The following is a 21,250-nucleotide window of genomic DNA, read 5'->3' on the forward strand; positions in this document are numbered from 1 at the left end:
GGGCCCGCGGGGGGCCGGTGGGGGGGGGGTGCGGGCGCCCCCTCCCGGGGGGGGCGCCGGGGGCCGCCGGCTCCGGCGGCGGGCCCCCCCACGCCCTGGGGCGGCCGGATCGGCCGGCCCCAGGGCGTCGACGCTTGCGCGCCACGGCGAAGGCGTGCGCCTACGACATCGCCACCAGGATCCTGCGCGCCCCGGTGAACACCCGACGGCCGTGCGCCACCGAGACGTTGTCGACGAGCAGCAGGTCGCCTGCCTCCCAGTCGACGTTCACCGCCTTCCGCAGGCCCACCTCCTGGACGTGCCTGATGTACTCGGCCGGAATGGGGCTGCCGTCGGCGAAGAAGGCGTTCTGCGGCAACTCGTCCTCGGGCACGATCTCGGCCAGCGCCGCCGCGTCCTCGCCCAGTCCGGCGACATGCCACTGGTCCGCCTGGTTGAACCACACCTCGGTACCGGTGACGGGGTGTTCCAGCGTCGCCCGGCGCTGCTGGGTCACCCGCAGCGTGCCGTCCGGCCGCCAGCTCCATTCGGCCTCGGCCCCGTCGAGGAACGCCTCGACCTCGGCGCGGTCCTCGGTCTCGAACGTCGCCTGCCAGCTCTTGCCGAAGCCCACGCCGTCGTGCAGGTTCTGGGTGTACCGGACGCCGGCCGCGAAGGCCGCCCGCACCTCGGGGTCGATGGAGTCGAGCCAGAGCCGGCCGTCGACCACCGGGGTGGCCCCGCCGGTGGCCGCCGCGACGTCGCAGAAGAAGAGGATCCTGGACGGCCAGGCGTGGGCGTACGACATCTCGTTGTGCATCGAGATCTCGAACTCCGCCGGGTACTCGGTCGAGGTGTAGAGGTTGCGGCCGACCTTGGTGCGCGGCGAGTTGCCGTGGACGTACGCCAGCCGGGCGGGCAGCAGAAGATCGGCCACGCCATCGTAGGCGCCGGTGGACACGCCGAATCCGCGGAAGACTACGGCCCGTTCCTCGACCAGGAGCCGGGCGACGTCCGTGCCGCCCAGGAACTCCTGAAGTCCCTCGGGGCTCGCGGGCACACCGGCGTCGGCAGGCCGGACGAGCCGGGGCTCCCAGGCGTCGTCCACGACGGTCGCGGTGGGTGCGGTGGGTGCGGTGTCGACATTGCTCATGATGATTCCTTTCGATTCAGCGGTGATCGATCGGCCGGCTCGCCCGGGCGGTCGGACTCTCGGGGGCGTCGAAGCGCGGCTCCCGGCGGGACCGGAACGCCGCCACGGCTTCGCGCACATCCGGCGAGTTCGCGGCCACGACCTGTGCGGGGGCCTCTCGTTCCAGGGCGACCGCCAGAGAGGGGGCATCGGTGTTGCTCTGCAGGACCTGCTTGGTGAGGGAGACCGAGACCGGGCTGTTGGCCGCGATCTCCGCGGCCAGGGCCAGGGCGGCGTCCCCCAGCCCGCCGGGGTCGCTCAGCCGGTTGGCCAGTCCCCGCTCGACCGCCTCCTGCGCGGTGACGTACCGGCCGGTCAGCATCATCTCGGAGGCGAAGCCCAGGCCGGTCAGCCTCGGCAGGAACCACGACGCCCCCATGTCGCCGCCGGACAGGCCCATCTTCACGAAGGAGGCCCGGAACCGGGCTCCCGGGTCCGCCAGCCGGATGTCGGCGGCGAGCGCCAGGGAGAGTCCGGCGCCGATCGCGGTGCCGTCGACGGCTGCGATCACGGCCTGCGGCAGGTCCCGCAGCCCGGTGATCGCCGCCGCCTGCCGGTGCAGCAGGGCCAGCAGCTCCACGGGCGGCAGACCGGCGATCCGGTCCACCTCCGCGATGTCGTAGCCGGCGCAGAACGTGCCCTGCGCCCCGTTCAGCACGAGAACCCGCGCCGAGGCGTCCACGCGCAGTCGCGCGCACAGTGCGGTCAGTCGCGCGAACAGGTCCTCGTCGAGGGCGTTCCTGCGGGCGGGCCGGTTCAGGGTGGCGGCCACCACGCCGGGGGCGGGTCGGTGCACCAGCAGGGACGGCTGCCGGGACTCAGCTGCGTCCATGGGTGACCGGGCCCCTTTCCGCCGTGTCCCGCAGACGGCGCTCGACGAAGTCCAGCGACGCGGGCAGGGCGCGGTCGACGAACTGCCAGTCGTGGCCGCCCGGCCGTTCGTGGTACTCCACCGGGTGTCCCCGCGCCAGGAGGGCGTCCCGCACCCGGCGGTTCATGGCGCGCATCCGGTCGTAGTCCTCCGTCCCGATGTCGAGGTACAGGGCGGGCGCGGTGGTCGGATCGACCTGCCCGATCAGCCGGTACGGGTCGTATCGGCGCCTGGTCTCGCTGCCCGGCGGACCCCAGACCCGCTCATGGCCCGCCACCGACGGCATCACGAAACCGGGGTCGGCACGGAAGCGGGCGTACGGGTCGCCGACCCTCAGCGGAGCCTCGAAGGCGCCGGCGTACGAGGCCACCACGCCGAAGAGCGCGTGGTGACGCAGTCCCAGGAACAGCGCGGTGGCCCCGCCCATGGAGAAGCCTCCGACGGCACGGCCCGAGCGGTGGGCGAGGGTGTTGAATCGCTCATCGACCGCCGGTACGAGCTCGTCGACGACATGGTCCTCGTACCGCATGCCGGCGTGGTCGTTGATCAACCAGCGGCGGCCGCTCTGCGGCAGGACGACGACGGTCCGGCTGTGCCGGAGCAGCTCGACCAGGCGGGTGTTCGCCAGCCAGGTGTCCTTGCCCCCTCCGTACCCGTGCAGCAGATAGCAGACCGGATGCGGCGGACCGTGCTCACGGTAGCCGCCGGGAAGGACGACGTTGATGCTCTTGTCCCGGCCCAGCACCCGGCTCGGCAGACGAAGGGTCAGCACCCGGGCGGTCATGCGGCCTCCCCGACCGGACGGGCGGCCAGGGCCCTGCGATCGGTCTTGCCGGTGGAGGTCCTGGGGAAGGCGTCGACCAGGTGGAACGTCCCGGGCACCATATAGCGGGGCAGCGCGTCGAGGCAGTGCCCGCGTAGTTCCGCGACGTCCGGCGCCGTGCCCTCCTCGGGTATCACGTAGGCCTCCAGGGCCATCCCGCCGTCGGCGTCCGGGACCGCGACGCAGACCGCCTCGTGCACGGACGGCAGTCCCATCAGAACGGTCTCGATCTCCTCGGGCTCGACCCGGTACCCGCGGATCTTGACCATGTGGTCGCGGCGTCCGAGATACGTGTAGCCGAGTGCGCCCCGCGACACGACGACGTCTCCCGTGCGATGGGTCCGCGGCGCGCCGGCCGGGGCGGCCACCGGGTCGTGGCCCCAGTAGCCAAGCATCACCGAGTCGCCGGCGATGCACAGTTCGCCCTCGGCGCCCGGCACATCGGGAACCGGCCGCCCGTCGGAGCCGAGGAGCAGTACCTCGGCGTACGGGCAGGGCCGGCCGATGGGCGGCGGTCCGGTGCGCTCCGGCGCCAGGTCCGCGTCCGTCACCTTGTGGTGGGTGCAGACGTTCGTCTCCGTCGGCCCGTACAGGTTGTGCAGGTCCGCCTCCGGCAGCGCCTCCCGCAGCCGTCGGAGGTGCTTGAGCGCGAACGGCTCGCCCGCGAAGAGCACCGTCCTGAGCCGGGAAGCCCCCAGCAGCGCGCGGTTCTTGGCGTCGACCATCCTGATCAGCGCACCCGGCACGGAGTACCAGACGGTGATCCCCTCCTCGTCGACCAGCCGGTTCAGCGCCGCTCCCAGGGCTTTCTGGTTCTCCGGCACCAGGACCAGACAGGCTCCGGCGCTCACGGCGGCGAAGACGTCGAAGACGGACAGGTCGAAGTGGACCGGGGCGTGGGACGACAGCCGGTCCTGCGGAGTCAGCCCGAACTCGGCCACCGCCCAGTCCACGAACGCCAGGGCGTTGCGGTGGGAGAGCATGACGCCCTTGGGCGTCCCGGTGGATCCCGAGGTGTAGAGAACGTAGGCCAGGTCGTCGGGTCCCACGGACGGAGGTGTGAACTCTTCGGGGACGGTGCGCCGGACGGCCTCGTGCCAGCCGATCCGCCGGAGGCCGCCCGCACCGGCCGGTTCCGTCCCCGCGGTGGACGCCTCGCCGAGCACCACGGCGGCCCGGAGACCGGCGGGCAGGCCGCGTTCCTCCAGCAGTTCGAGCCGCGTCCCGTCGGCGATCAGGCAGCGCACGGCGCAGTCCTCGACGATGTAGGCGGCGCGGGCGGCCGGCACCGCCGGGTCCACCGGCACATAGGCGGCCCCGCACTTGAGGACCGCGTGGACGGCCACGACCGTCTCGACCGACTTGGCCATCCACAGCGCCACCCGGTCGCCGGGGCCCACGCCCGCCTCGCGCAGCGTGGTGGCGAGGGACGTCGCGGCCCGGTCCAGCTCGGCGTAGTCCGTCGCGGCGCCCCGGTGGCGGACCGCCTCGGCCGCCGGCCGTGCCGCCGCGACCCGGGTCAGCAGCTCATCGAGCGTGCGCATGGCGTCCTCCGGTGGCGCTCGGGGCGCCGTGCGGGCCCGTCGTGGTCGTGTCGCGCGCACGGGACGTGAGGCCGAGCTTGTCCGCCATCACGAGCCGCTGCATGTCGGAGGTGCCGGAGGAGATCCGGGTGCCGAGCGCGTCGCGCAGATTCCGTTCGATGTCCGTGCTGGTCGTGTAGCCGAGTCCGCCGTACACCTGGAGGGCGTCGAGGAAGGTCTCGACGGCCGACTCGCTGGTCCGCAGTTGCGCAGCCTCCGAGAAGTACGACGGGGTGCCCTGGGCGAGGTCCCAGGCGGCGCGATGGGTCAGCAGCCTGGCCTCCTCCAGCCGGATCCGCATGTCGACGATCCTGTTCGCCACCGACTGGAACCGGCCGATGTTCCGCCCGAACTGCTCCCGCCCGCGGGCGTGGTGGATGCATGCGTCGATCTGACGGCTCATCGTGCCGAGCAGCGGCGCCAGGATGAGCGCCCGCTCCCAGGCCATGGTCCTGGAGAGGATCCGCGAGCCCTGCTTCTCGGCCCCGAGCCGTGCGGAGACCGGGACGCGGCAGTCGCTGAGGGTGACCTCGCCCCAGGGCGCGGTACGCAGCCCGGCCTTCTCGAACCGGGTCTCGACCGACAGGCCTTCCTGGCCGCGTTCGACCAGGAAGGCGGTGACTCCGGTGAACCCCAGTGCGGGGTTGACGGTGGCGTAGACGATGAACACGTCGGCGATCGGGGCGTTGGTGACGAACCGCTTGACGCCGTCCAGGACGTAGTGGTCCCCGTCCCTGCGGGCGGTGGCGGTCAGGGAGAGGGCGTCCGACCCGGCGTCGGCCTCGGTGATCGCGTGGGCGCCCACCATCCGGCCGTCGCACAGGGCGGGCAGATAGCGCCGCTGCTGTTCCGGGGCGCCGAATTCGGTCAGGGGCAGCTCGACGGCCCAGATGTGCGCGCCGAGCGCGATCAACAGACCGTTGTCCCGGCAGCCGGCGCCCAGGCCCTCCAGGGCGATCGCGCAGGTCAGCGCATCCAGACCACGTCCTCCGTACTTCTTCGGCACGGGGAGTCCGAGGACGCCGGCCGCCGCGCAGCGCTGCCAGTCGCCGGGCTGGAGCCGCTGGGTGCGGTCGCGTGTCTCGACGTCGGCGCCCAGGGCGTCGGCTCCCAGGTCGCGCAGCCGTCGGGCGAGCGCCGTCTGCTCCTCGTTCGGGGCGAGGTTCATGAGCGGCTACCGACGGGGTCGACGTCCGGCAGGGCGGCCAGCGACGCGGCGATATGGCTGTCGGAGACGGCGTGGTCCTGGAGTTCGCCCGCCAGGTACTGGTCGTAGGCGGAGAGGTCGAGCAGACCGTGGCCGCTGACGTTGAAGAGGATGACGCGCGGACGGTTCTCCTCGCGGGCGCGGATGGCCTCGTCCAGGGCGCACTTGACCGCGTGGGCCGACTCGGGCGCCGGGACGAGGTTCTCGGTGCGCGCGAAGAACGCCCCGGCCTCGAACACCTCCTTCTGGTCGTAGGCGACGGCCTCCATCAGACCGCGCGCGTACAGGGCGCTGACCAGGGGCGCGGCGCCGTGGTAGCGCAGGCCCCCGGCGTGCACGCCGGGGGCGACGAACGTGTGGCCCAGCGTGTACATCTTCGTCATGGGGGTCGTGCCGGAGTAGTCGTTGTAGTCCCAGGCGTAGCGGCCCCGCGTCATCTTGGGGCAGGCCGACGGCTCCACCGCCACGAGCCGGGTGGCGGCTCCGGTGCGGAGCCTCTCCCGGTGGAAGGGGAACGCCAGGCCCGCGAAGTTGCTGCCGGCCCCCATCGCGCCGATGACGACGTCGGGGAACTCCCCGGCGAGTTCCATCTGGCGCAGGGCCTCTTCACCGATGACCGTCTGGTGGAGCAGGACGTGGTTCTCGCCGCTGCCGACCGCGAACGCGCCCCTGTGCACCGTCTGGGCGTGTTCGAGGGCCTCGGCGTTGGCGATCGCCACGCTGCCGTCGCTGTCGGGCGAGGCCGCGAGCAGGGCCCGGCCGGCCTCGGTCGTGCCGCTGGGGCTGGGGATGACGCGGGCGCCGTTCAGCTCCATGAGCACCCGGCGGTACGGCTTCTGCGCGTGGCTGACGCGCACCATGAACACCGTGCAGGCGAGGCCGAGCGCGTGGCAGGCCATCGACAGGGCGGTGCCCCACTGCCCGGCGCCGGTGCCGGTGGTTATCTCCTGGACGCCGGCCTGCCGGTAGTAGTGGGCCTGGGCCAGGGCGGAGTTGAGCTTGTGGCTGCCCGCGGCGTTGGCGCCCTCGTACTTGTAGTAAATATGGGCGGGGGTGCCCAGTTCCTGCTCCAGACGGTGCGCCCGGATCAGCGGGGTGGGACGCCAGCGCTGGTACTGCTCGCGCACCGGGTCGGGGATCTTCACATACCGTTCGGCGCCGACGCTGGCCCGGTACATGGACAGCGGGAGATTGGGCGCCGACCGCTTGGCGCCGGCCGCCGGTTGTGCGGCCGGCCGGGCGCGGCGTACGTCGGAGGACGGTACGTCGAGGTCGGCAAGGATGTTGTACCAGTGGGTCGGGACGTCCTCCTCGTCCAGCAGGAACTGATTGCGCGACGTCCTCATGCCGCCGTCTCCGTCCGCAGCGCGCCGACGTGCCGGCGGACGAGGTCGATGACGTCGCCGACGGTCTCCAGGTCGGCCTCCATGACGTCCTCGTCCTCGATATGGCCGCCGAACTCGGCCTCCACGGCGAGCAGGAGCTGGAGCAGGTTCAGCGAGTCGAGCTGGATCACCGGCGAGTACAGCGAGATGCCGGGATCGATGTCCGCCGGGTTCAGCCGGAGGTCCAGGGCCTCCACCATGATCTCGCGGACCCGGGTCACCACATCATCGTCATTCAACATGGAAAGGACTCCTCTGACACATTTCGAATCCACCGGTTCCGGGCATATCGCCGACCGGCGGAGGAATATCAGCTCAGCGAACGAGGGCAAGACGTTCGGATATATCCGAGACGACCTCGGTTTCCTGGTCGACGAGATAGAAGTGCCCGCCGGGAAAGGCGCGCAGGTCGAATTCACCGGCGGCCAGGTCGGCCCACGCCGCGACGTCCGCGACCGGCACGCCGGGGTCCGCGTCGCCCGTGTAGGCCGTCACCGGGACGGTCACCGGCCGAGCGCCGCAGGGCCGATAGGTCTCGATCAGCCGCAGGTCGGCGCGGAAGGAGGGCATCAGCAGCGCCAGAAGTTCGGGGTCCGCGGACACCGCTTCGTCCATGCCGCCCAGCTCCAGCAGGCCCGCCAACATCGCCGCGTCGTCCCGCAGATGCAGGTCCCGGCCGACCCTCGGACGCGTCGGCGAGGCATGGCCCGACACGAACAACTGCCGCGGCCTGGCCCGGTACAGGGTCTCCAGACGCAGGGTGACCTCGTACGCCAGGGCCGCGCCCATGCTGTGCCCGAAGAGGGCGACGGGTCTGTCGAGGAGCGGCAGCAGGGCTTGCGCGACGCCGTCGGCGAGCTCGCCCATGTCCCACAGACACGGTTCGCAGAGGCGGTCCTGCCGGCCGGGGTACTGCACCGCCGTCAGCTCCACGTCGGCCGGCAGCGTCGCCGTCCAGCCGTAGAAGGAGCCCGCGGTACCGCCGGCGTGCGGCAGACAGACCAGGCGCAGCCGGGGGTCGGCCACCGGGCGGGGCCGGCGCAGCCAGCGGCCGACGGTGTTCACGGCAGGTACGGGTGCGGGCATCACTGGTGACTTCCCCCTGAGGTCCTTCCCACGGCCGGGCCTTTCAACGCCACGGCTTTTCAAGCCCCGAACTGTAACCCCTTTTCCGCGGGACGTCATCACCCTTTATGGGCGGCAGTTTCCGTACAGAATTCCTCCAGCCGGCACTGTCGGACGATCCGTAGAGTGGCATGCAATCGCTTCGGGAATTTCCCTGCTCTGGGCCCGCAGGCCGGCAGGATTTCCGATGCCACCGATCCTGCCGAAAGAGACCTGTCACCTCATGAATTCATTGCCTTTGCGGTCGGTCTATCTCAGTGGCCGATGGACCGCGCCGCACTCCGTCAGGACCATCGCAGTCGAGAACCCGGCGACCGGGCAGGTCTTCGCCGAGGTTCCCGACTGCGGCGGCGAGGACGTCCGGCGCGCCGTCGACGCGGCTCGCTCCGCCCTGCCCGGCTGGTCCTCGACCGGCCCCGCGGAACGGATCGCGGCCCTGTCCGCCTTACGCGATGCGCTGGCGAAGCACCAGGACGAGCTGGCCTGGACGGTCACGCGTGAGATGGGCTCACCGATCACGTTCTCCCGGCGCGTCCAGCTGGGCCTCCCGGTCAAGGTGCTCGACGGCTTCGTCGACGCGCTCCTGGCGGCCACGGCGGACGACCAGGTCGGGCATTCCCTCGTGGTGCGGGAACCGGTCGGCGTGGTCGGAGCCATCACGCCCTGGAACTATCCGCTCCACCAGGCGGTGGCCAAGATCGGCGCGGCTCTCGCGGCGGGCTGCACCCTCGTACTCAAGCCGAGCGAAGTCGCCCCGCTGTCCGCCTACGCGCTGACCGAACTGATCGACGGCATCGGCCTGCCCCCCGGAGTCTTCAATCTCGTGCCCGGCCGGGGGTCCACGGCGGGCGCCGCGCTCGCCGCCCACGACGGTGTCGACCTGGTGTCGTTCACCGGTTCGCTGGAGGCCGGCCGACAGATCGGCGCGGCCGCCGCCCGTACGGTCAAGCGGACCTGTCTGGAGCTGGGCGGCAAGTCCGCGACCCTCGTGCTGTCCGACGCCGACCTGGCGACCGCGGTGGCGGACGGGGTCAGAAGCGCCCTGCACAATGCCGGGCAGACCTGCTCCGCCCGTGCCCGGCTGCTAGTGCCACGCCAACGGCTGGACGAGGCGCTCGACTTGGCCGGCTCGGTCGTCGCCGGGTATGTGCCTGGCGATCCCGAGGACTCGGCGTGCGCGCTGGGGCCGCTCGTCTCCGCGCAGCAGCGGGAACGCGTCCTCGGCCTGTTGGCACGGGCTGCCGCCGGCGGTGCGCGCCGGGTGGCCGGACCCGACCCCGCGGTCCGTCCGCCGCACGCCGGGCACTTCGTGACCCCGAGCGTCTGGACGGATGTGGACCCCGATTCCGAACTGGCCCGGGAGGAGGTCTTCGGTCCCGTACTGGCCGTCATGGCGTTCGACGACGACGCGGACGCCGTGTCCCTGGCCAACCGGTCCGAGTACGGCCTCGCGGCGACCGTCTGGTCCGCCGACACCGACCGGGCCGTCTCCGTGGCCCGCCGGCTGCGCGTGGGCCAGGTCGACGTCAACGACGCCAGCTTCAACGCGGCCGCGCCCTTCGGCGGCTACAAGCAGTCGGGCGTCGGGCGCGAGCTGGGCCGCCACGGCATCCAGGAGTTCCAGGAGGTCAAGTCCGTCCAACTGCCCGGGTGAGCCACGGCTCCTCGGACGCGTCCCTTCCGTTGCCGTCTCCATCCCTCCTCACCGAACGACGGGTGACACCGTGCCCCTGCGCATGCCCCACATCCAGGTGGACTTCCCTGCCGAGCTCAGCCCGTACGCCGAACAGGCGGAAGCGGGTACGCGCGCCTTCGTGGCCCGCTACGGCCTGGCCCCCGACGAGGCGGCGCGCCGCCACCACGAACGATCCCTGCTCGGCACCCTGATGGGCCGCGCCTATCCGCACGCGGCCGCGTCCGAACTCCAGCTGGTGACCGACTGGATCAGCACCATGCTGGTGCTCGACGACCAGTTCGACGAGACCTCGCTCGGCGCCGACCCGGCGCGGCTGCGCCAGGTGTGCGACGAGGTGCTCGGCTGGTTCACCGCCGACGGCTCCGTCGACGACGCGTCCGCACCCGCCCCGGGCCACTCGGTCACCGCGGCCTTCCGACCGGCGTACGCGGACCTGTGGCGGCGCACCGCCGCCCACACCTCCCCGACCTGGCGGGCCCGGCTCGCCGGGCACATCGGCGCCTTCTTCGAGACCTGCGTCTGGGAGTCGGAGAACCGGCTCACCGGACGGGTGCCGGACCTCGACGAGTACATCGCCATGCGCGGCCGGGCCCTCATGCCCTACCTCGACCTCATCGAGGTCACCACGCACGCCGAAGTGCCCGAGGAGGTCTACGGACTCCCGGAGTTCGCCGAGATGAACGCCTCGCTGTCCGACGCCGACCTGTGGACCAACGACCTCTTCTCCTGCGAGAAGGAGGCGCTGCTGGGCGACCCGCACAATCTCGTCCTGGTCCACCAGCAGACGCACGGCACCGATCTGCAGACATCCGCGGACGCGGTGGGCGTGATGATCCAGGGCCGCTTCGACCGGTTCACCGAACTCAGCGCCGCCTTTGCGGACCGGCTCGCACCCGACGTGCGCGCCCTGTTCCCGGCGGACCGGCTGGAGCGGCACGTCGCCGGGCTGCGCAGCTGGCTGACCGGCCAGCTCCAGTGGCGTTTCGAGACGCTGCGCTTCGACCCTACCCGGCCCGAAGTCACCAGCGCCGCCGGGTCCACACCGCTGTAGCCACCTTCTCACCGTGAACGGGGTACGGATGCGAGACCGTTACGCGACCCTCAAGCACCTTGAATCCCTCGACCCGAAAGCGGACCACGAGGAGATCCACCGCATATCCTCCGACCGCGAGTTCCCCTGGGACTACGGCCGAGGACTCGAAGTCGCCGTCTGGCGCACCTGCTGTGTGCCGGCCATCTCCGAAGTGCTGGACGGCACGGGCGAGTTCGCGCTGCGGGCGCAGAAGCGCTACGACGACACCCGCATCCTCCTCGGCGAGCTGGTCCGCTGCGGCTACGACTCCGAGCGCGGGCGCCAGGCGGTGCGGCAGATCAACAACGCACACCGCAGGTTCGACCTCGCGAACCGGGACATGCTCTACGTCCTGTCGACGTTCGTCTTCGAGCCCGTGCGCTGGATCGACCGCTGGGCCTGGCGCAGAACCAGTGAGGCCGAGCGGCTGGCCGCCTTCTACTTCTTCGCCGGTGTCGGCAGTCGGATGAACATCCGCGAGATCCCCACCGACTACGCGACGTTCGAGGAGTTCAACCGGGAGTACGAGAAGGAGTGCTTCCGCGAGGCCGCGAGCAACCGCCGCGTCGGCACGGCCATGATCGACCTGTACGCGTCCTGGTACAGGCGCCCGGTCCGGGACCTGGTGTCGGCCACCCTGCCGTGCCGCCTCGACGGCCCCGCGCTGGACGCCCTCGGCATGCTCAGACCGCCCCCCTGGGCCCGGGCCCTCAACCATGTGGGGCTGCGCGCCCACGCCCGCGCCGAACGAGTCGCCCCGAAGGTGATGGCGCGGCTCCTGACCCGGCCGACCGCCCGGTCGTACCCGGGCTACCCGGCCGGTTACAACCTCGCCGACATCGGCCCGCACCGAACCGTCGCGCCCGTACGGCAGCAGCCGGCGGCCCGCGTCGAGCGTCTCAAGGACGGAGCACCATGACGGAGCCCACCGTTCTCGTGGTTCCCACGGCCGCCTCCTCCGTCATCGGAGACACCCCCCTGCGCCCCGTCCGGGTCCCGGTCGGCGACCGGACCGTAAGGATCTGGCTCAAGCTGGAGTCCGAGAACCGCTTCGGCTCCATCAAGGCCCGCACGGCCGAGGCCCTGCTGTCCTGGCTGGAGGCGTCCGGGGAACTGCGGCCGGGCATGCGCGTGGTCGAGTCGACTTCCGGAAATCTCGGGGTGGCGCTCGCCGGTCTGTGCGCGGAACGCGGCTACCACTGCACGCTGGTCGTCGAGCCCACCACGCCCCGCAGCAGCGTGGAGCGGATGACCGCGTTCGGGGCGGACGTGGTGACGGTGCCCCAGGTCCCGGGCGGCCGGACGCTCGGCGCACGGCTGGAGGCCGTACGCGAGATCCTGGCGATGGACCCCGACGCTGTGTGGACCAACCAGTACGAGAGCCCCGCCAATCCTGGGGTGCACGAGTGGCAGACCGCCGCCGAGCTGGTGAACGGCGCACATGACGGCCGGTTCGACGCCGTTGCCGTGGCCGTCTCGACCGGAGGCACGCTGGCCGGAATCGCCCGGTACTTCCGGGAGAACGTGCCGGAGACCCGGATCATCGCGGCGGACGCTGTGGGCTCGTCGGCGCTCGGCGGGGAACCCGCGGAACGGCCCTTCAAGCTGATGGGTTTCGGTTCCGGGCAGGCCTCCACCTTCATCGAGCCGCACCACTGCGACCACGTCATACGCGTCCGGGACTCGGCGGCCGCGGCGGCCTGCTCCCTGCTGCTGCGCCGGACCGGGATCTCGCTCGGCGGCAGCAGCGGCGCGGCGGTGCTCGCAGCGGTCGTCCGGGCACGTCTGGACCCCTCGCTGCGGGAGATCGCGTGCGTCTGCCCGGACAGCGGCGAGAAGTACCCGCAGCTGACGGGGACGCCGGCCGCCGACATGCCCGATCCCGACGAGGAGATCCGCGCGGCGCTGACCGCGCTGAGCCACGTCAACCCCGAACAGAAGGCAGGCCGATGACCGGACATCCCGACCCCCTCGTCTACCTCGACGGCGCCGCTGTGGAGCGGCTGTCCGCGGACCTGCCGATCGTCGATCTCGTCCACGAGACCCTGCTGGCCTACGCACGCAAGGAGGCCGGTCTCTCCCCCGAGACCGCTCTGCGCTGGACCACCCGCTCGGGGGCCGCCGCCCGCAGTCTCATCCTCCCGGCCTGGGCGGGCGACAGCTACGGATGCAAGATCATCAACGCGTCGCTCGGCAACCAGTCGCTCGGGCGGCCACGTGCCGCGGGGCTGATCGTGCTCAACGACCACGAGACCGCGCGGCCCGTCTGCATCATGGAGGGCGGCCGGATCAGCGCACTGCGCACCGCGGGCGTCTCCATCGCCGCCGTAAGGGCCGTGCGCGATCTGACGAAGATCGAGCGGGTGGCCTTCCTCGGCTGCGGCAGGCAGGCCGAGGTGCACCGTGAGCTGCTCGCCGCCGCCTGCCCCGGCATCGAGGAGCTGTTCCTCTTCGACCAGGACGCGGAACGGGCCGCGGGGCTCGCCGCCACCTGGCGTGCGGCCGACGCCGCCGCCGTGACGGTGGTGGAGAACCCCCGCGAAGCGGTCGAGCGGGCCCAGCTGACCCTGGCGGTGACCACCACGACCGAGCCGTACGCGGAACTGGACTGGGTTCCGGCAGGCGGGACGTTCGTCAACGTGTCCCTGGACGACGCGGCGGAGAGCCTGCTGCTGGGCTGCGACCATCTGTTCGTCGACGACTGGGACCTGGTCGTCGACGACGACCACCGCCTGCTCGGCGTCCTCGCCCGCGCGGGCCGGGTCAGCGGCCCCGGGACCGTGGCCCCCGAGGGCGGCCGCGCGGTGGACGCCGCACTGCCCGCCCTGTTCTCCGGCGGCTACCGCCGGACCCCGGCGGAACACGAGCGCGTGGTGATCAACCCGTTCGGCATGGGCGTCCAGGACATCGCGGTGGCCGCCGCAGTGTACGAGCGCGCGGTGGCGCGGGGCGCGGGTCTGCGACTGGCGCGCTGACCTGACGATCCCTCGTGTGGGTCAAGGCCCGGCAGGTCACCGGGCCTTGACCCACACGAGGGGACGGGCACACCAGGCGCATCAGTAGGACTTCGGCGGGTCCAGCGTGTGGTGGGAGACGAAATTGAGGATCATCTCCCGGCTGACCGGAGCGATCCGGGCCACCCTGGAGTGCGTCGGCAGCGACGCGAGACCGTACTCGGCGGTGAGCCCGTTGCCGCCCAGGGTGTGGATCGCCTGGTCGACGGAAGAGGCGCCCGCCTCCGCGGCGGCGTACTTCGCCATGTTCGCGGCCTCGCCCGCGGCCAGGTCGTCGCCGCTGTCGTACAGTTCGGCCGCCTTGCGGGTCATCAGCGTGGCCAGCTCCAGCTCGATGTGGATCCGCGCGAGCGGATGCGCCACCGCCTGGTGCGCACCGATCGGCGCCGACCACACCTGGCGGGCACGGGCGTAGTCGACCGCTTTCGCCAAGGCGTACCGGCCCATGCCCACCGCGAACGCGGCGGTCATGATCCGCTCGGGGTTCAGGCCGGCGAACAGCTGCTGGAGGCCGGCGTCCTCATGACCGACCAACGCGTCGGCGGGCAGCCGCACCTCGTCGAGGAACAGGTGGAACTACCGTTCCGGCGCGTCGAGTTCCATCTCGATCTCCCGGAAGCCGAATCCCGGGGCGTCGCGGGATCACGAACAGACAGGGCTTGAGCCTGCCGCTGCGCTCGTCCTCCGTACGGCCCACGGTCAGGGTCGCGTCGGCCTCGTCCACTCCGGAAACGAACACCTGCGGCCGGTCAGCAGCCAGTCCGAGCCGTCGCGGCGCGCGGTGGTGGCCAGCCGGTGGGAGTTCGACCCCGCGTCCGGCTCCGTGATCCCGAAAGCCATCCGGGACGTCGCGGCGGCGGGCCCCGGCAGCAGCCGCAGCTTCTGCCCCGGTGTGCCGAACCGGCTGATGACCGTCCCGCAGATCGCCGGCGACACCACGAGCATGAGCAACGGACTGCCGGCCGCGCCCAGTTCCTCCATGACGATGGAGAGTTCGGTGATGCCGCAGCCCCCGCCGCCGTACTCCTCGGGGCAGGTTGACCCCCAGATACCCGAGCTCGCCGGCCTCGGCCCACAGCTCCTTCGCGGAACGCGGGCCGGCGTCGCCGCGGCCCCGCCCCCGGGCCAAGCCGGCCACGGCCTCGCGCAGCGCCCGGTGCTCCGCGCTCTCAGCGAAGCCGCCCGTCCGCCCCTTCCGGGTGTTCATCGCGCCAGCTCCGCAAGGATCTCCGCGGTATGCTCGCCGTGCGCCGGAGCCGCGCAGCGCAGCGAGTCGAGACCGGTGCCGAACCGTACCGGGAACCTCACCTGCCGGCAGGGATCCGCGGTCGCCGAGCCCGGCAGGACACCCACCAGGTCGCGGGCCGCGACGTGTTCGTCCGCGAGGAACTCGCTGGGCGTCTCGTACACCGGGGCCCAGGGGAGGTCCAGCCGGGAGAGTTCGGCGCTCCACCACGCCAGGTCACGACGGGCGAAGACTTCCCTGAGCAGCTCCCTGACCTCTTTTCGGGCCCGGGTGCGGTCGGCCCTCCGGTCGTATCTGTCGTCGTCGAGTTCGGGGAACTCCACGGCGAATGCCGTCCTGAACACCAGCCAGAACTTGTCCTCGAAGCTGGCGAAGGCGATTCGCCGGCCGTCGGCCACGGTGAACACATCGTTGTCGCCGGTGACGAGCGGACTGTCGGCGGGGTCGGCGAGCCCCAGCAGGGGCAGCGCGAGCGGTCCCGCCCAGCCCGCCGCCGCCTCGTGCAGCGACACGTCCAAGTGCTGGCCTTCGCCGGACTCCCGAGCCGCGGCGACCGCCGCCGTCACGGACAAGGCCGCGTACATCGCGCCCGCGAGGTCGGCCACCCGCACCCCGACCCGGTCGACGCTCTCCCCGGGCCGGTGCGGCACGGCGAAGAACCCCGACAGCGCCAGGAAGTTCAGATCGTGGCCGGGCCGGGCCGCGTACGGACCGGTCTGGCCGAACCCGGTGATCGAGCAGAGGACCACACACGGGTTCACCTCCCTCAGCCGCTCCCAGCCGAGCCCCATGCCCGACAGCACACCGGGTCGGTAGCTCTCCACGACCACGTCGCTGCGCTCCACCAGCCGCAACAGCGTCTCCCGCCCCGCCGGATCCCGCAGATCGAGGACGACCGACCGCTTGTTGCGGTTCAGCGCCGCGAATGTCGCGGGGTCCACCAGCCGCCCGTAGTCGCCCCCGTCCGGGCTCTCCACCTTGATCACATCCGCGCCGAGGTCGGCCAGCAGCACGGTGGCGAACCCGCCCGGCAGCAACCTCGACAGATCGAGGACCCGCATCCCGGCCGACCCGTGCGGTCGGTCCGGCGTCGTCTCCACCCGCATCCCACTCCCCCTTCGACGTGCCCTCCGAAAACAGATACGAGTGGACGCACGGTACCCGCGCGCGGACCGCTCGGGCTGGACGCGAACTGGACGGGACCTGCCTCCATCTGCGCGTTCCCTCCCAGGAGGGAGCTGCTTCCAGCCGCCTGGGGGATCCGGCGAAGCGGCGCTCCGGCTTGGCTCTGCACAGCACCGGACAGTGCCCGCCCCACACCGTCGAGGAGAGTCACCATGCGCACCGTCACCGCACCGTCCGCCGAAGGAACCACGGCCGACCGCGCACTCACGGAGTCGATCCGGCTCTCGGACGCCACTTTTGCGCTCTCCCCCCACACCGTCGGCTCCCTGCTGCGGGCGGTCGCCGGAGAGCGTCCCGACACCATCGCCCTGGAGGCGATCGCGGACGACGGTTCGGCGCCTCGCCGCTGGACCTACGCCCAGCTCCTCGCCGAGGCGGAGAGCTTCGCCGCCGGTATGCGCGAGCGCGTCGGCCTCGGCGCACGGGTCGCCCTGTGGGCGCCGAACGTGGCGGAGTGGCCGATGATCGAGTATGCGGCGGCGCTGGCCGGGTTGACCCTGGTGACGCTCAACCCGGCGCTGCGCGCCGAGGAGCTGGCACACGCCCTGCGCACGTCCGAGGCGCAGCTGCTCATCCATGCCGACCGCAACCGCGACTACGACATGGCCAAGGTGGCCCGCACCGTCGCGGCGGACCTGCCCGGGCTGGGGCACGTCCTCTCGCTGGGCGATCCGGAGTCGCTGCGCGGGAGTGCACCGCTGCCCTCCCAGGAGAAGATCGCCGAGGCCGACGTGCCCGCCCAGATCCAGTTCACCTCGGGCACCACCGGCGCTCCCAAGGCCGTTCTGCTGTCCCACCGGTCCGTCGTCAACGTCGCCCGGCTGACCTTCGAGGGCCTCGGAGTCAGGGAGGGCGTGACCGTGGTCTCGCCGCTGCCGATGTTCCACACCGCCGGAGCCGTCATCTCCTGCCTGGGCCCGCTGTGGAGCAAGGGCACCTTCACGCTGCTGGAGCGCTTCGATCCCAAGGTCCTCTTCGAGGTGCTGCGCCGTTCCCCTGGCGCGGTGCTGACGAGCGTGCCGACCGTACTGGCCGCACTCAACAACGTGGCGCGGGCCGCCACCGACGCGCCAGCCCGACTGTCCGCGGTCCTCACCGGCGCCGCCCCGGTCCGCACACAGCTCATCACGGAGACCGAGGAACTCTTCGCGACCACCGTCTTCAACCTCTACGGGCAGACGGAACTCGCCTCCGTGGTCACCCTGACCCGACCCGACGACACGGCCGAGACGAAGACCAGCACCGTCGGACGGCCGCTTCCCCACGTGGACTGCAAAATCGTCGACCCGGACACGGGACGCGTGCAACCGCTCGGCGTCCCCGGCGAGATCTGCGCCCGGGGCTACCAGCAACTGCTCTCCTACTACGGCGACCCCGAGGCCCTCGCACGGAAGGTGGACCCGGACGGCTGGGTCCGCACCGGCGACCTGGGGTCGATGGACGCGACGGGGGCCATTCGCATCGAGGGCCGGCTCAGCGACATCGTCATCCGGGGCGGGGAGAACATCGCCCCGGGCCCGATCGAGTCCTTCCTCAGCACACTGCCGGGTGTCCGCGACGCAGTCGTGGTGGGCGTCCCTGACGACCTGTGGGGCGAGGTCGTCGCCGCCGTCCTGCTGCCCTCCTCCGAACACCCCGCGGGTCCGGACCCGGTGCTCCTCCTGGAGCGCTGCCGGGAGCAGCTCTCCCCCCACAAGATCCCTACGCAGTGGTTCGTCGCCGAAACACTGCCCCTCACCGCCTCCGGGAAGATCCAGAGGTTCCGGGTGCGCGACCTCATCACCGAGGCGGCCCTCACCCGCCTCGACACCCCGGCCTCGGGCCACTGACCCCAGCACCGACCACGTCGTCCCTACCCGGATCGGAGTCCACCATGAAGATCTCCATGCAGCTCAGGTACGACAGAGACATCGTCGGCTCGGCCGCACAGGTCAGCGAGCTCGAAAGCGCGGGACTCGACCTCATCTGGGTACCCGAGGCGTACGGTTACGACGCACCTAGCTTCATGGGCTTCCTCGCCGCCCGCACCGAGCGGATCGAGATCGGCTCCGGCATCTTGTCAATCTACAGCCGTACCCCCGCGCTGCTCGCCATGACCGCCGCCGGCATCGACGCACTGTCGGGCGGACGCTGCCAACTGGGACTGGGCTCCTCGGGCCCGCAAGTCGTCGAGGGCCTCCACGGGGTGCCATTCTCCGCCCCGGTCACCCGCACCCGCGAGACGATCGAGATCATGCGGGCGTTCTGGGCGCACGACAGGCCCGTGAACTACAGCGGCCGTGCCGTGCGGACGCCGCTGCCCAAAGGGTGCGGCAGCGGCCTCGGCATCCCCATGAAACTGCTTACGCCGCCAGTCCGCCCCGCGGTTCCGGTGTGGGTCGCCGCCATGGGCCCGAAGAACGTCCGCATGGTTGCCGAGACCGCCGACGGCTGGCTGCCGATGTTCTTCGTCCCCGAATGGTGCGACCGCGTCTGGGGGGCGGCGCTGCGTGCCGGCACCGCCGCCCGCGACCCGCAGCTGAGTCCCCTGCAGATCTCGGCCGGCGGGCTGCTGGCCATCGGCCCGGACGCCGCCCGCGCACGCGAACTGGCTCGAAGTCAGCTCGCCCTGTTCATCGGAGGCATGGGCGCGCCCGGCCACAACTACTACTACGACCTGGTCAGCCGGTACGGCTACGCCAAGGAGGCCGAGGCGATCCAGCGGCTGTTTCTGGCGGGTGACAAGGCCGGGGCAGCAGCAGCCGTCCCGGCAACGCTCTTGGAGGCCACCACGCTCTGCGGCACGGAGAGCTATGTCAGGGACCGGCTGGACGCCTATCGTGAGGCGGGGGTAAGCCACCTCCAGGTCGTCCCCGTGCCTCAGAACGGGGAGAGCGAGACGGCAGTCGTCGCCCGGTTGAAGAACTTCATCAGCTGAGTGCCGGCCTCAGCCAACCTCGATGAACCCCGACTCGTACGCGATCACCACCGCCTGCGTACGGTCACGAGCCCCCAGCTTGGCCAGGGTGCTACTCACGTGGGTCTTGACGGTCTGCACCCCCAGGAACAACGCCGCCGCAATCTCCCCGTTGGACATTCCCTGCGCCATCAGGCGCAGCACCTCCGCTTCCCTCTCGGTGAGCTGGGCACGGGCCAACGCGCCGCGGGAGCCCGGCTTGGGGCGCCCCGACACCATTGTGCGCAGGGCGGCGGGGAAGAGCACCGAGTCCCCGGCGGCCACGGTGCGCACAGCCTGGACGATCTCAGCCGGCCGGGAGCGCTTGAGGAGGAAACCCGACGCCCCTTCTTTGAGGGCCTCGTACACGTACTCGTCATGCTCGAAGGTGGTGATCACCAGGACCCGGGGAGGTTCCGGCATGGCGGCCAGCAGTTCGCGGGTCGCGGTGATGCCGTCAACCTGGGGCATGCGGACGTCCATGACAATCACGTCCGGACGCAGTCGGCGCGCTAGCGGAACGACCTCGGAGCCGTCCGACGCCTCACCGACCACGGTGATGTCGGGGCTGCTGCCGAGGATGGCGGACATGCCGGCCCGGACGAGTTCCTCGTCGTCAACCAAGAGGACAGAGATGGTCTGCGTCATGACTCCAACCGTAGGGGTAGGTGCGCGCTGACAATCCAGCGCCCTGACTCGGATCCGGCCGTGGCCCGGCCGCCCAGCAGCGCGGCTCTCTCACGCATGCTCCGCAGGCCTTTGCCCGTGCCGCGCGACTGCCGGGTGCCCTCCACAACCAGGTTGGTCACCGATAGCTCTATCCGCTCGTCCGTGAGGTCTAGGACGACGTCCACGGATGAACCGGGCGCGTGCTTCATCGCGTTGGTGAGCGCCTCCTGAAGGATGCGGTACGTCTCTCGGGAGATCACCCCCGGGACGGCCGCGAAATCACCCGCCGTGCGGGATCTGACAACGGCCCCGGAAGCCCGGCTGGCCTCCAGCAACTGCCCGATATCCGCGAGCGTTGGCCGGGCCCGGCGGGTCGACAGCTGTTCCGCCTTCTTGAGGTATACCAAGGTGCGTTCCAGGTCGTCCATCGCGCGCCGTCCGGTCTCCTCGATGGAGGTCAGGGCGCGGACCACGAAGTCGCGGTCGACGTCGATGAGTTCGCGGGCAGCACCGGCCTGCAGAACGGTCGCGGTGAGGGCGTGCCCGATCGAGTCGTGCAGTTCCCCCGCAAGCCGATTGCGCGCCAGCAACTCGTCCGCCCGGCGCTCGGCATCGGCGAGCCGCTCGGCCGTGGACGGCCCCAACAACCACTTCGCGAAGACGAGTTGCACATGCCCCGCGCCGACGACAACCGCAGCGGTGAGCAGCAGCAACACCGGTACGAATACCAGGATCCAGATGCGTTCCTGACCGCCCCGGATCTCGATGCCGAGCACCGTGACAGTGCGTTCGGCAGCCGGGAGAGTCGCCAGGGTCCCCGTGACCGATAGCAGTTGAGCTACGACGCTCGCCACGAGCAGCCCCCACCACACGCGTGTGACGAGCCAGACGCTGGTGCGCAGGCGTGCCAGCAGGCCCTTCGCCGGGGCGAGCCCGATCGCCTCCCCGTCCGGCGGAACCAGCAGCAGGCGGGCCTGCACACCCTCCGCGTGCCGCATGGCTGGCACCATGCCCAGAAGCAGCAGCAAAGGCACTGGCACCACGACCGACGCTGTCAGGTCCCGTGGCAGCGACTCGGAGAAGCCCGGGTAGATCAGGACACACACCGGCCCAACGGCGGCGCTGATGAGCAAGTGCAATACGCGCGCGTATGTGGCGCCCAGCGTCAGAGCAGCAAGGACCTTCACCTGCATGACGTCATCCTTCGTGGTCTCCCTCCCGGGAGGGACGACATTCCCGCCATCGGGGGATCCGCGGTGACCAGCGGA

General features: G+C 71.4%; 18 protein-coding genes and 1 pseudogene. 7 read left to right on the forward strand and 12 right to left on the reverse strand.

Annotation, left to right across the window (positions count from 1 at the left end):
* Window positions 1–160: 160 nt before the first annotated feature.
* The 8 genes from ACFWP7_RS35160 to ACFWP7_RS35195 all read right to left on the reverse strand — a co-directional run bounded on the left by ACFWP7_RS35160 (window position 161) and on the right by ACFWP7_RS35195 (window position 8,126).
* On the reverse strand, window positions 161–1,132 hold the full coding sequence (locus ACFWP7_RS35160) for a TauD/TfdA family dioxygenase (RefSeq protein ID WP_384390171.1): 972 nt from the start codon (window positions 1,130–1,132) through the stop codon (window positions 161–163).
* A gap of 16 nt (window positions 1,133–1,148) precedes the next feature.
* A complete protein-coding gene (locus ACFWP7_RS35165; RefSeq protein ID WP_384390174.1) occupies window positions 1,149–2,003 on the reverse strand; it encodes an enoyl-CoA hydratase/isomerase family protein in 855 nt (284 codons plus the stop codon).
* Window positions 1,990–2,826, reverse strand: a complete 837-nt coding sequence (locus tag ACFWP7_RS35170; RefSeq protein ID WP_384390176.1) for an alpha/beta hydrolase — start codon at window positions 2,824–2,826, stop codon at window positions 1,990–1,992. The genes ACFWP7_RS35165 and ACFWP7_RS35170 overlap by 14 nt, the downstream gene beginning before the upstream one ends.
* Window positions 2,823–4,409, reverse strand: a complete 1,587-nt coding sequence (locus ACFWP7_RS35175; RefSeq protein ID WP_384390179.1) for an amino acid adenylation domain-containing protein — start codon at window positions 4,407–4,409, stop codon at window positions 2,823–2,825. The genes ACFWP7_RS35170 and ACFWP7_RS35175 overlap by 4 nt, the downstream gene beginning before the upstream one ends.
* A complete protein-coding gene (locus ACFWP7_RS35180) occupies window positions 4,393–5,616 on the reverse strand; it encodes an acyl-CoA dehydrogenase family protein (RefSeq protein ID WP_384390182.1) in 1,224 nt (407 codons plus the stop codon). The genes ACFWP7_RS35175 and ACFWP7_RS35180 overlap by 17 nt, the downstream gene beginning before the upstream one ends.
* Entirely contained in the window at window positions 5,613–7,001 is a 1,389-nt protein-coding gene (locus tag ACFWP7_RS35185; RefSeq protein WP_384390185.1) for a TrpB-like pyridoxal phosphate-dependent enzyme, read from the reverse strand. The genes ACFWP7_RS35180 and ACFWP7_RS35185 overlap by 4 nt, the downstream gene beginning before the upstream one ends.
* Window positions 6,998–7,282, reverse strand: a complete 285-nt coding sequence (locus tag ACFWP7_RS35190; protein ID WP_384390187.1) for a phosphopantetheine-binding protein — start codon at window positions 7,280–7,282, stop codon at window positions 6,998–7,000. The genes ACFWP7_RS35185 and ACFWP7_RS35190 overlap by 4 nt, the downstream gene beginning before the upstream one ends.
* Before the next feature lie 73 nt (window positions 7,283–7,355).
* On the reverse strand, window positions 7,356–8,126 hold the full coding sequence (locus ACFWP7_RS35195; protein WP_384390190.1) for a thioesterase II family protein: 771 nt from the start codon (window positions 8,124–8,126) through the stop codon (window positions 7,356–7,358).
* Window positions 8,127–8,388: 262 nt separating this feature from the next.
* On the opposite strand from ACFWP7_RS35195, the gene ACFWP7_RS35200 reads away from it, so the two are divergent.
* The 5 genes from ACFWP7_RS35200 to ACFWP7_RS35220 all read left to right on the forward strand — a co-directional run bounded on the left by ACFWP7_RS35200 (window position 8,389) and on the right by ACFWP7_RS35220 (window position 13,908).
* Window positions 8,389–9,819 (forward strand): aldehyde dehydrogenase family protein, encoded by a 1,431-nt coding sequence (locus tag ACFWP7_RS35200; RefSeq protein WP_384390193.1) that lies wholly within the window; start codon window positions 8,389–8,391, stop codon window positions 9,817–9,819.
* An 82-nt stretch (window positions 9,820–9,901) separates the two neighbouring features.
* Entirely contained in the window at window positions 9,902–10,912 is a 1,011-nt protein-coding gene (locus tag ACFWP7_RS35205) for a hypothetical protein (protein WP_384390196.1), read from the forward strand.
* A gap of 28 nt (window positions 10,913–10,940) precedes the next feature.
* Window positions 10,941–11,852, forward strand: coding sequence for a DUF2236 domain-containing protein (locus ACFWP7_RS35210; RefSeq protein ID WP_384390199.1), 912 nt, complete (start codon window positions 10,941–10,943; stop codon window positions 11,850–11,852).
* Window positions 11,849–12,886, forward strand: a complete 1,038-nt coding sequence (locus tag ACFWP7_RS35215; protein WP_384390201.1) for a cysteine synthase family protein — start codon at window positions 11,849–11,851, stop codon at window positions 12,884–12,886. Before ACFWP7_RS35210 ends, ACFWP7_RS35215 begins: the two co-directional genes overlap by 4 nt.
* Window positions 12,883–13,908, forward strand: coding sequence for an ornithine cyclodeaminase (locus ACFWP7_RS35220; protein ID WP_384390205.1), 1,026 nt, complete (start codon window positions 12,883–12,885; stop codon window positions 13,906–13,908). Before ACFWP7_RS35215 ends, ACFWP7_RS35220 begins: the two co-directional genes overlap by 4 nt.
* A gap of 81 nt (window positions 13,909–13,989) precedes the next feature.
* Here ACFWP7_RS35220 and ACFWP7_RS35225 read toward each other — a convergent pair.
* Both ACFWP7_RS35225 and ACFWP7_RS35230 read right to left on the reverse strand, forming a co-directional pair.
* Window positions 13,990–15,154, reverse strand: a pseudogene (locus tag ACFWP7_RS35225) (acyl-CoA dehydrogenase family protein).
* Window positions 15,151–16,299 (reverse strand): CaiB/BaiF CoA transferase family protein, encoded by a 1,149-nt coding sequence (locus tag ACFWP7_RS35230; protein WP_384390208.1) that lies wholly within the window; start codon window positions 16,297–16,299, stop codon window positions 15,151–15,153. The pseudogene ACFWP7_RS35225 and the gene ACFWP7_RS35230 overlap by 4 nt, the downstream one beginning before the upstream one ends.
* A gap of 231 nt (window positions 16,300–16,530) precedes the next feature.
* Between ACFWP7_RS35230 and ACFWP7_RS35235 the strand changes: the two genes are divergently transcribed.
* Both ACFWP7_RS35235 and ACFWP7_RS35240 read left to right on the forward strand, forming a co-directional pair.
* Entirely contained in the window at window positions 16,531–18,207 is a 1,677-nt protein-coding gene (locus tag ACFWP7_RS35235; RefSeq protein WP_384390211.1) for a class I adenylate-forming enzyme family protein, read from the forward strand.
* A 44-nt stretch (window positions 18,208–18,251) separates the two neighbouring features.
* Window positions 18,252–19,295: an LLM class F420-dependent oxidoreductase gene (locus tag ACFWP7_RS35240; protein WP_384390213.1), complete on the forward strand. Its 1,044-nt coding sequence runs from the start codon at window positions 18,252–18,254 to the stop codon at window positions 19,293–19,295.
* Window positions 19,296–19,304: 9 nt separating this feature from the next.
* On the opposite strand, the gene ACFWP7_RS35245 is transcribed toward ACFWP7_RS35240, so the two are convergent.
* Both ACFWP7_RS35245 and ACFWP7_RS35250 read right to left on the reverse strand, forming a co-directional pair.
* Entirely contained in the window at window positions 19,305–19,961 is a 657-nt protein-coding gene (locus tag ACFWP7_RS35245) for a response regulator (RefSeq protein ID WP_384390216.1), read from the reverse strand.
* Window positions 19,958–21,175 carry a sensor histidine kinase gene (locus tag ACFWP7_RS35250; protein ID WP_384390219.1) on the reverse strand — a complete coding sequence of 406 codons (1,218 nt, stop codon included), beginning with the start codon at window positions 21,173–21,175 and terminating at the stop codon, window positions 19,958–19,960. Before ACFWP7_RS35250 ends, ACFWP7_RS35245 begins: the two co-directional genes overlap by 4 nt.
* Window positions 21,176–21,250 lie beyond the last annotated feature (75 nt).

Origin of the sequence: Streptomyces sp. NPDC058470 (assembly GCF_042721055.1) — a bacterium.
In the GTDB taxonomy this organism is placed as follows: domain Bacteria; phylum Actinomycetota; class Actinomycetes; order Streptomycetales; family Streptomycetaceae; genus Streptomyces.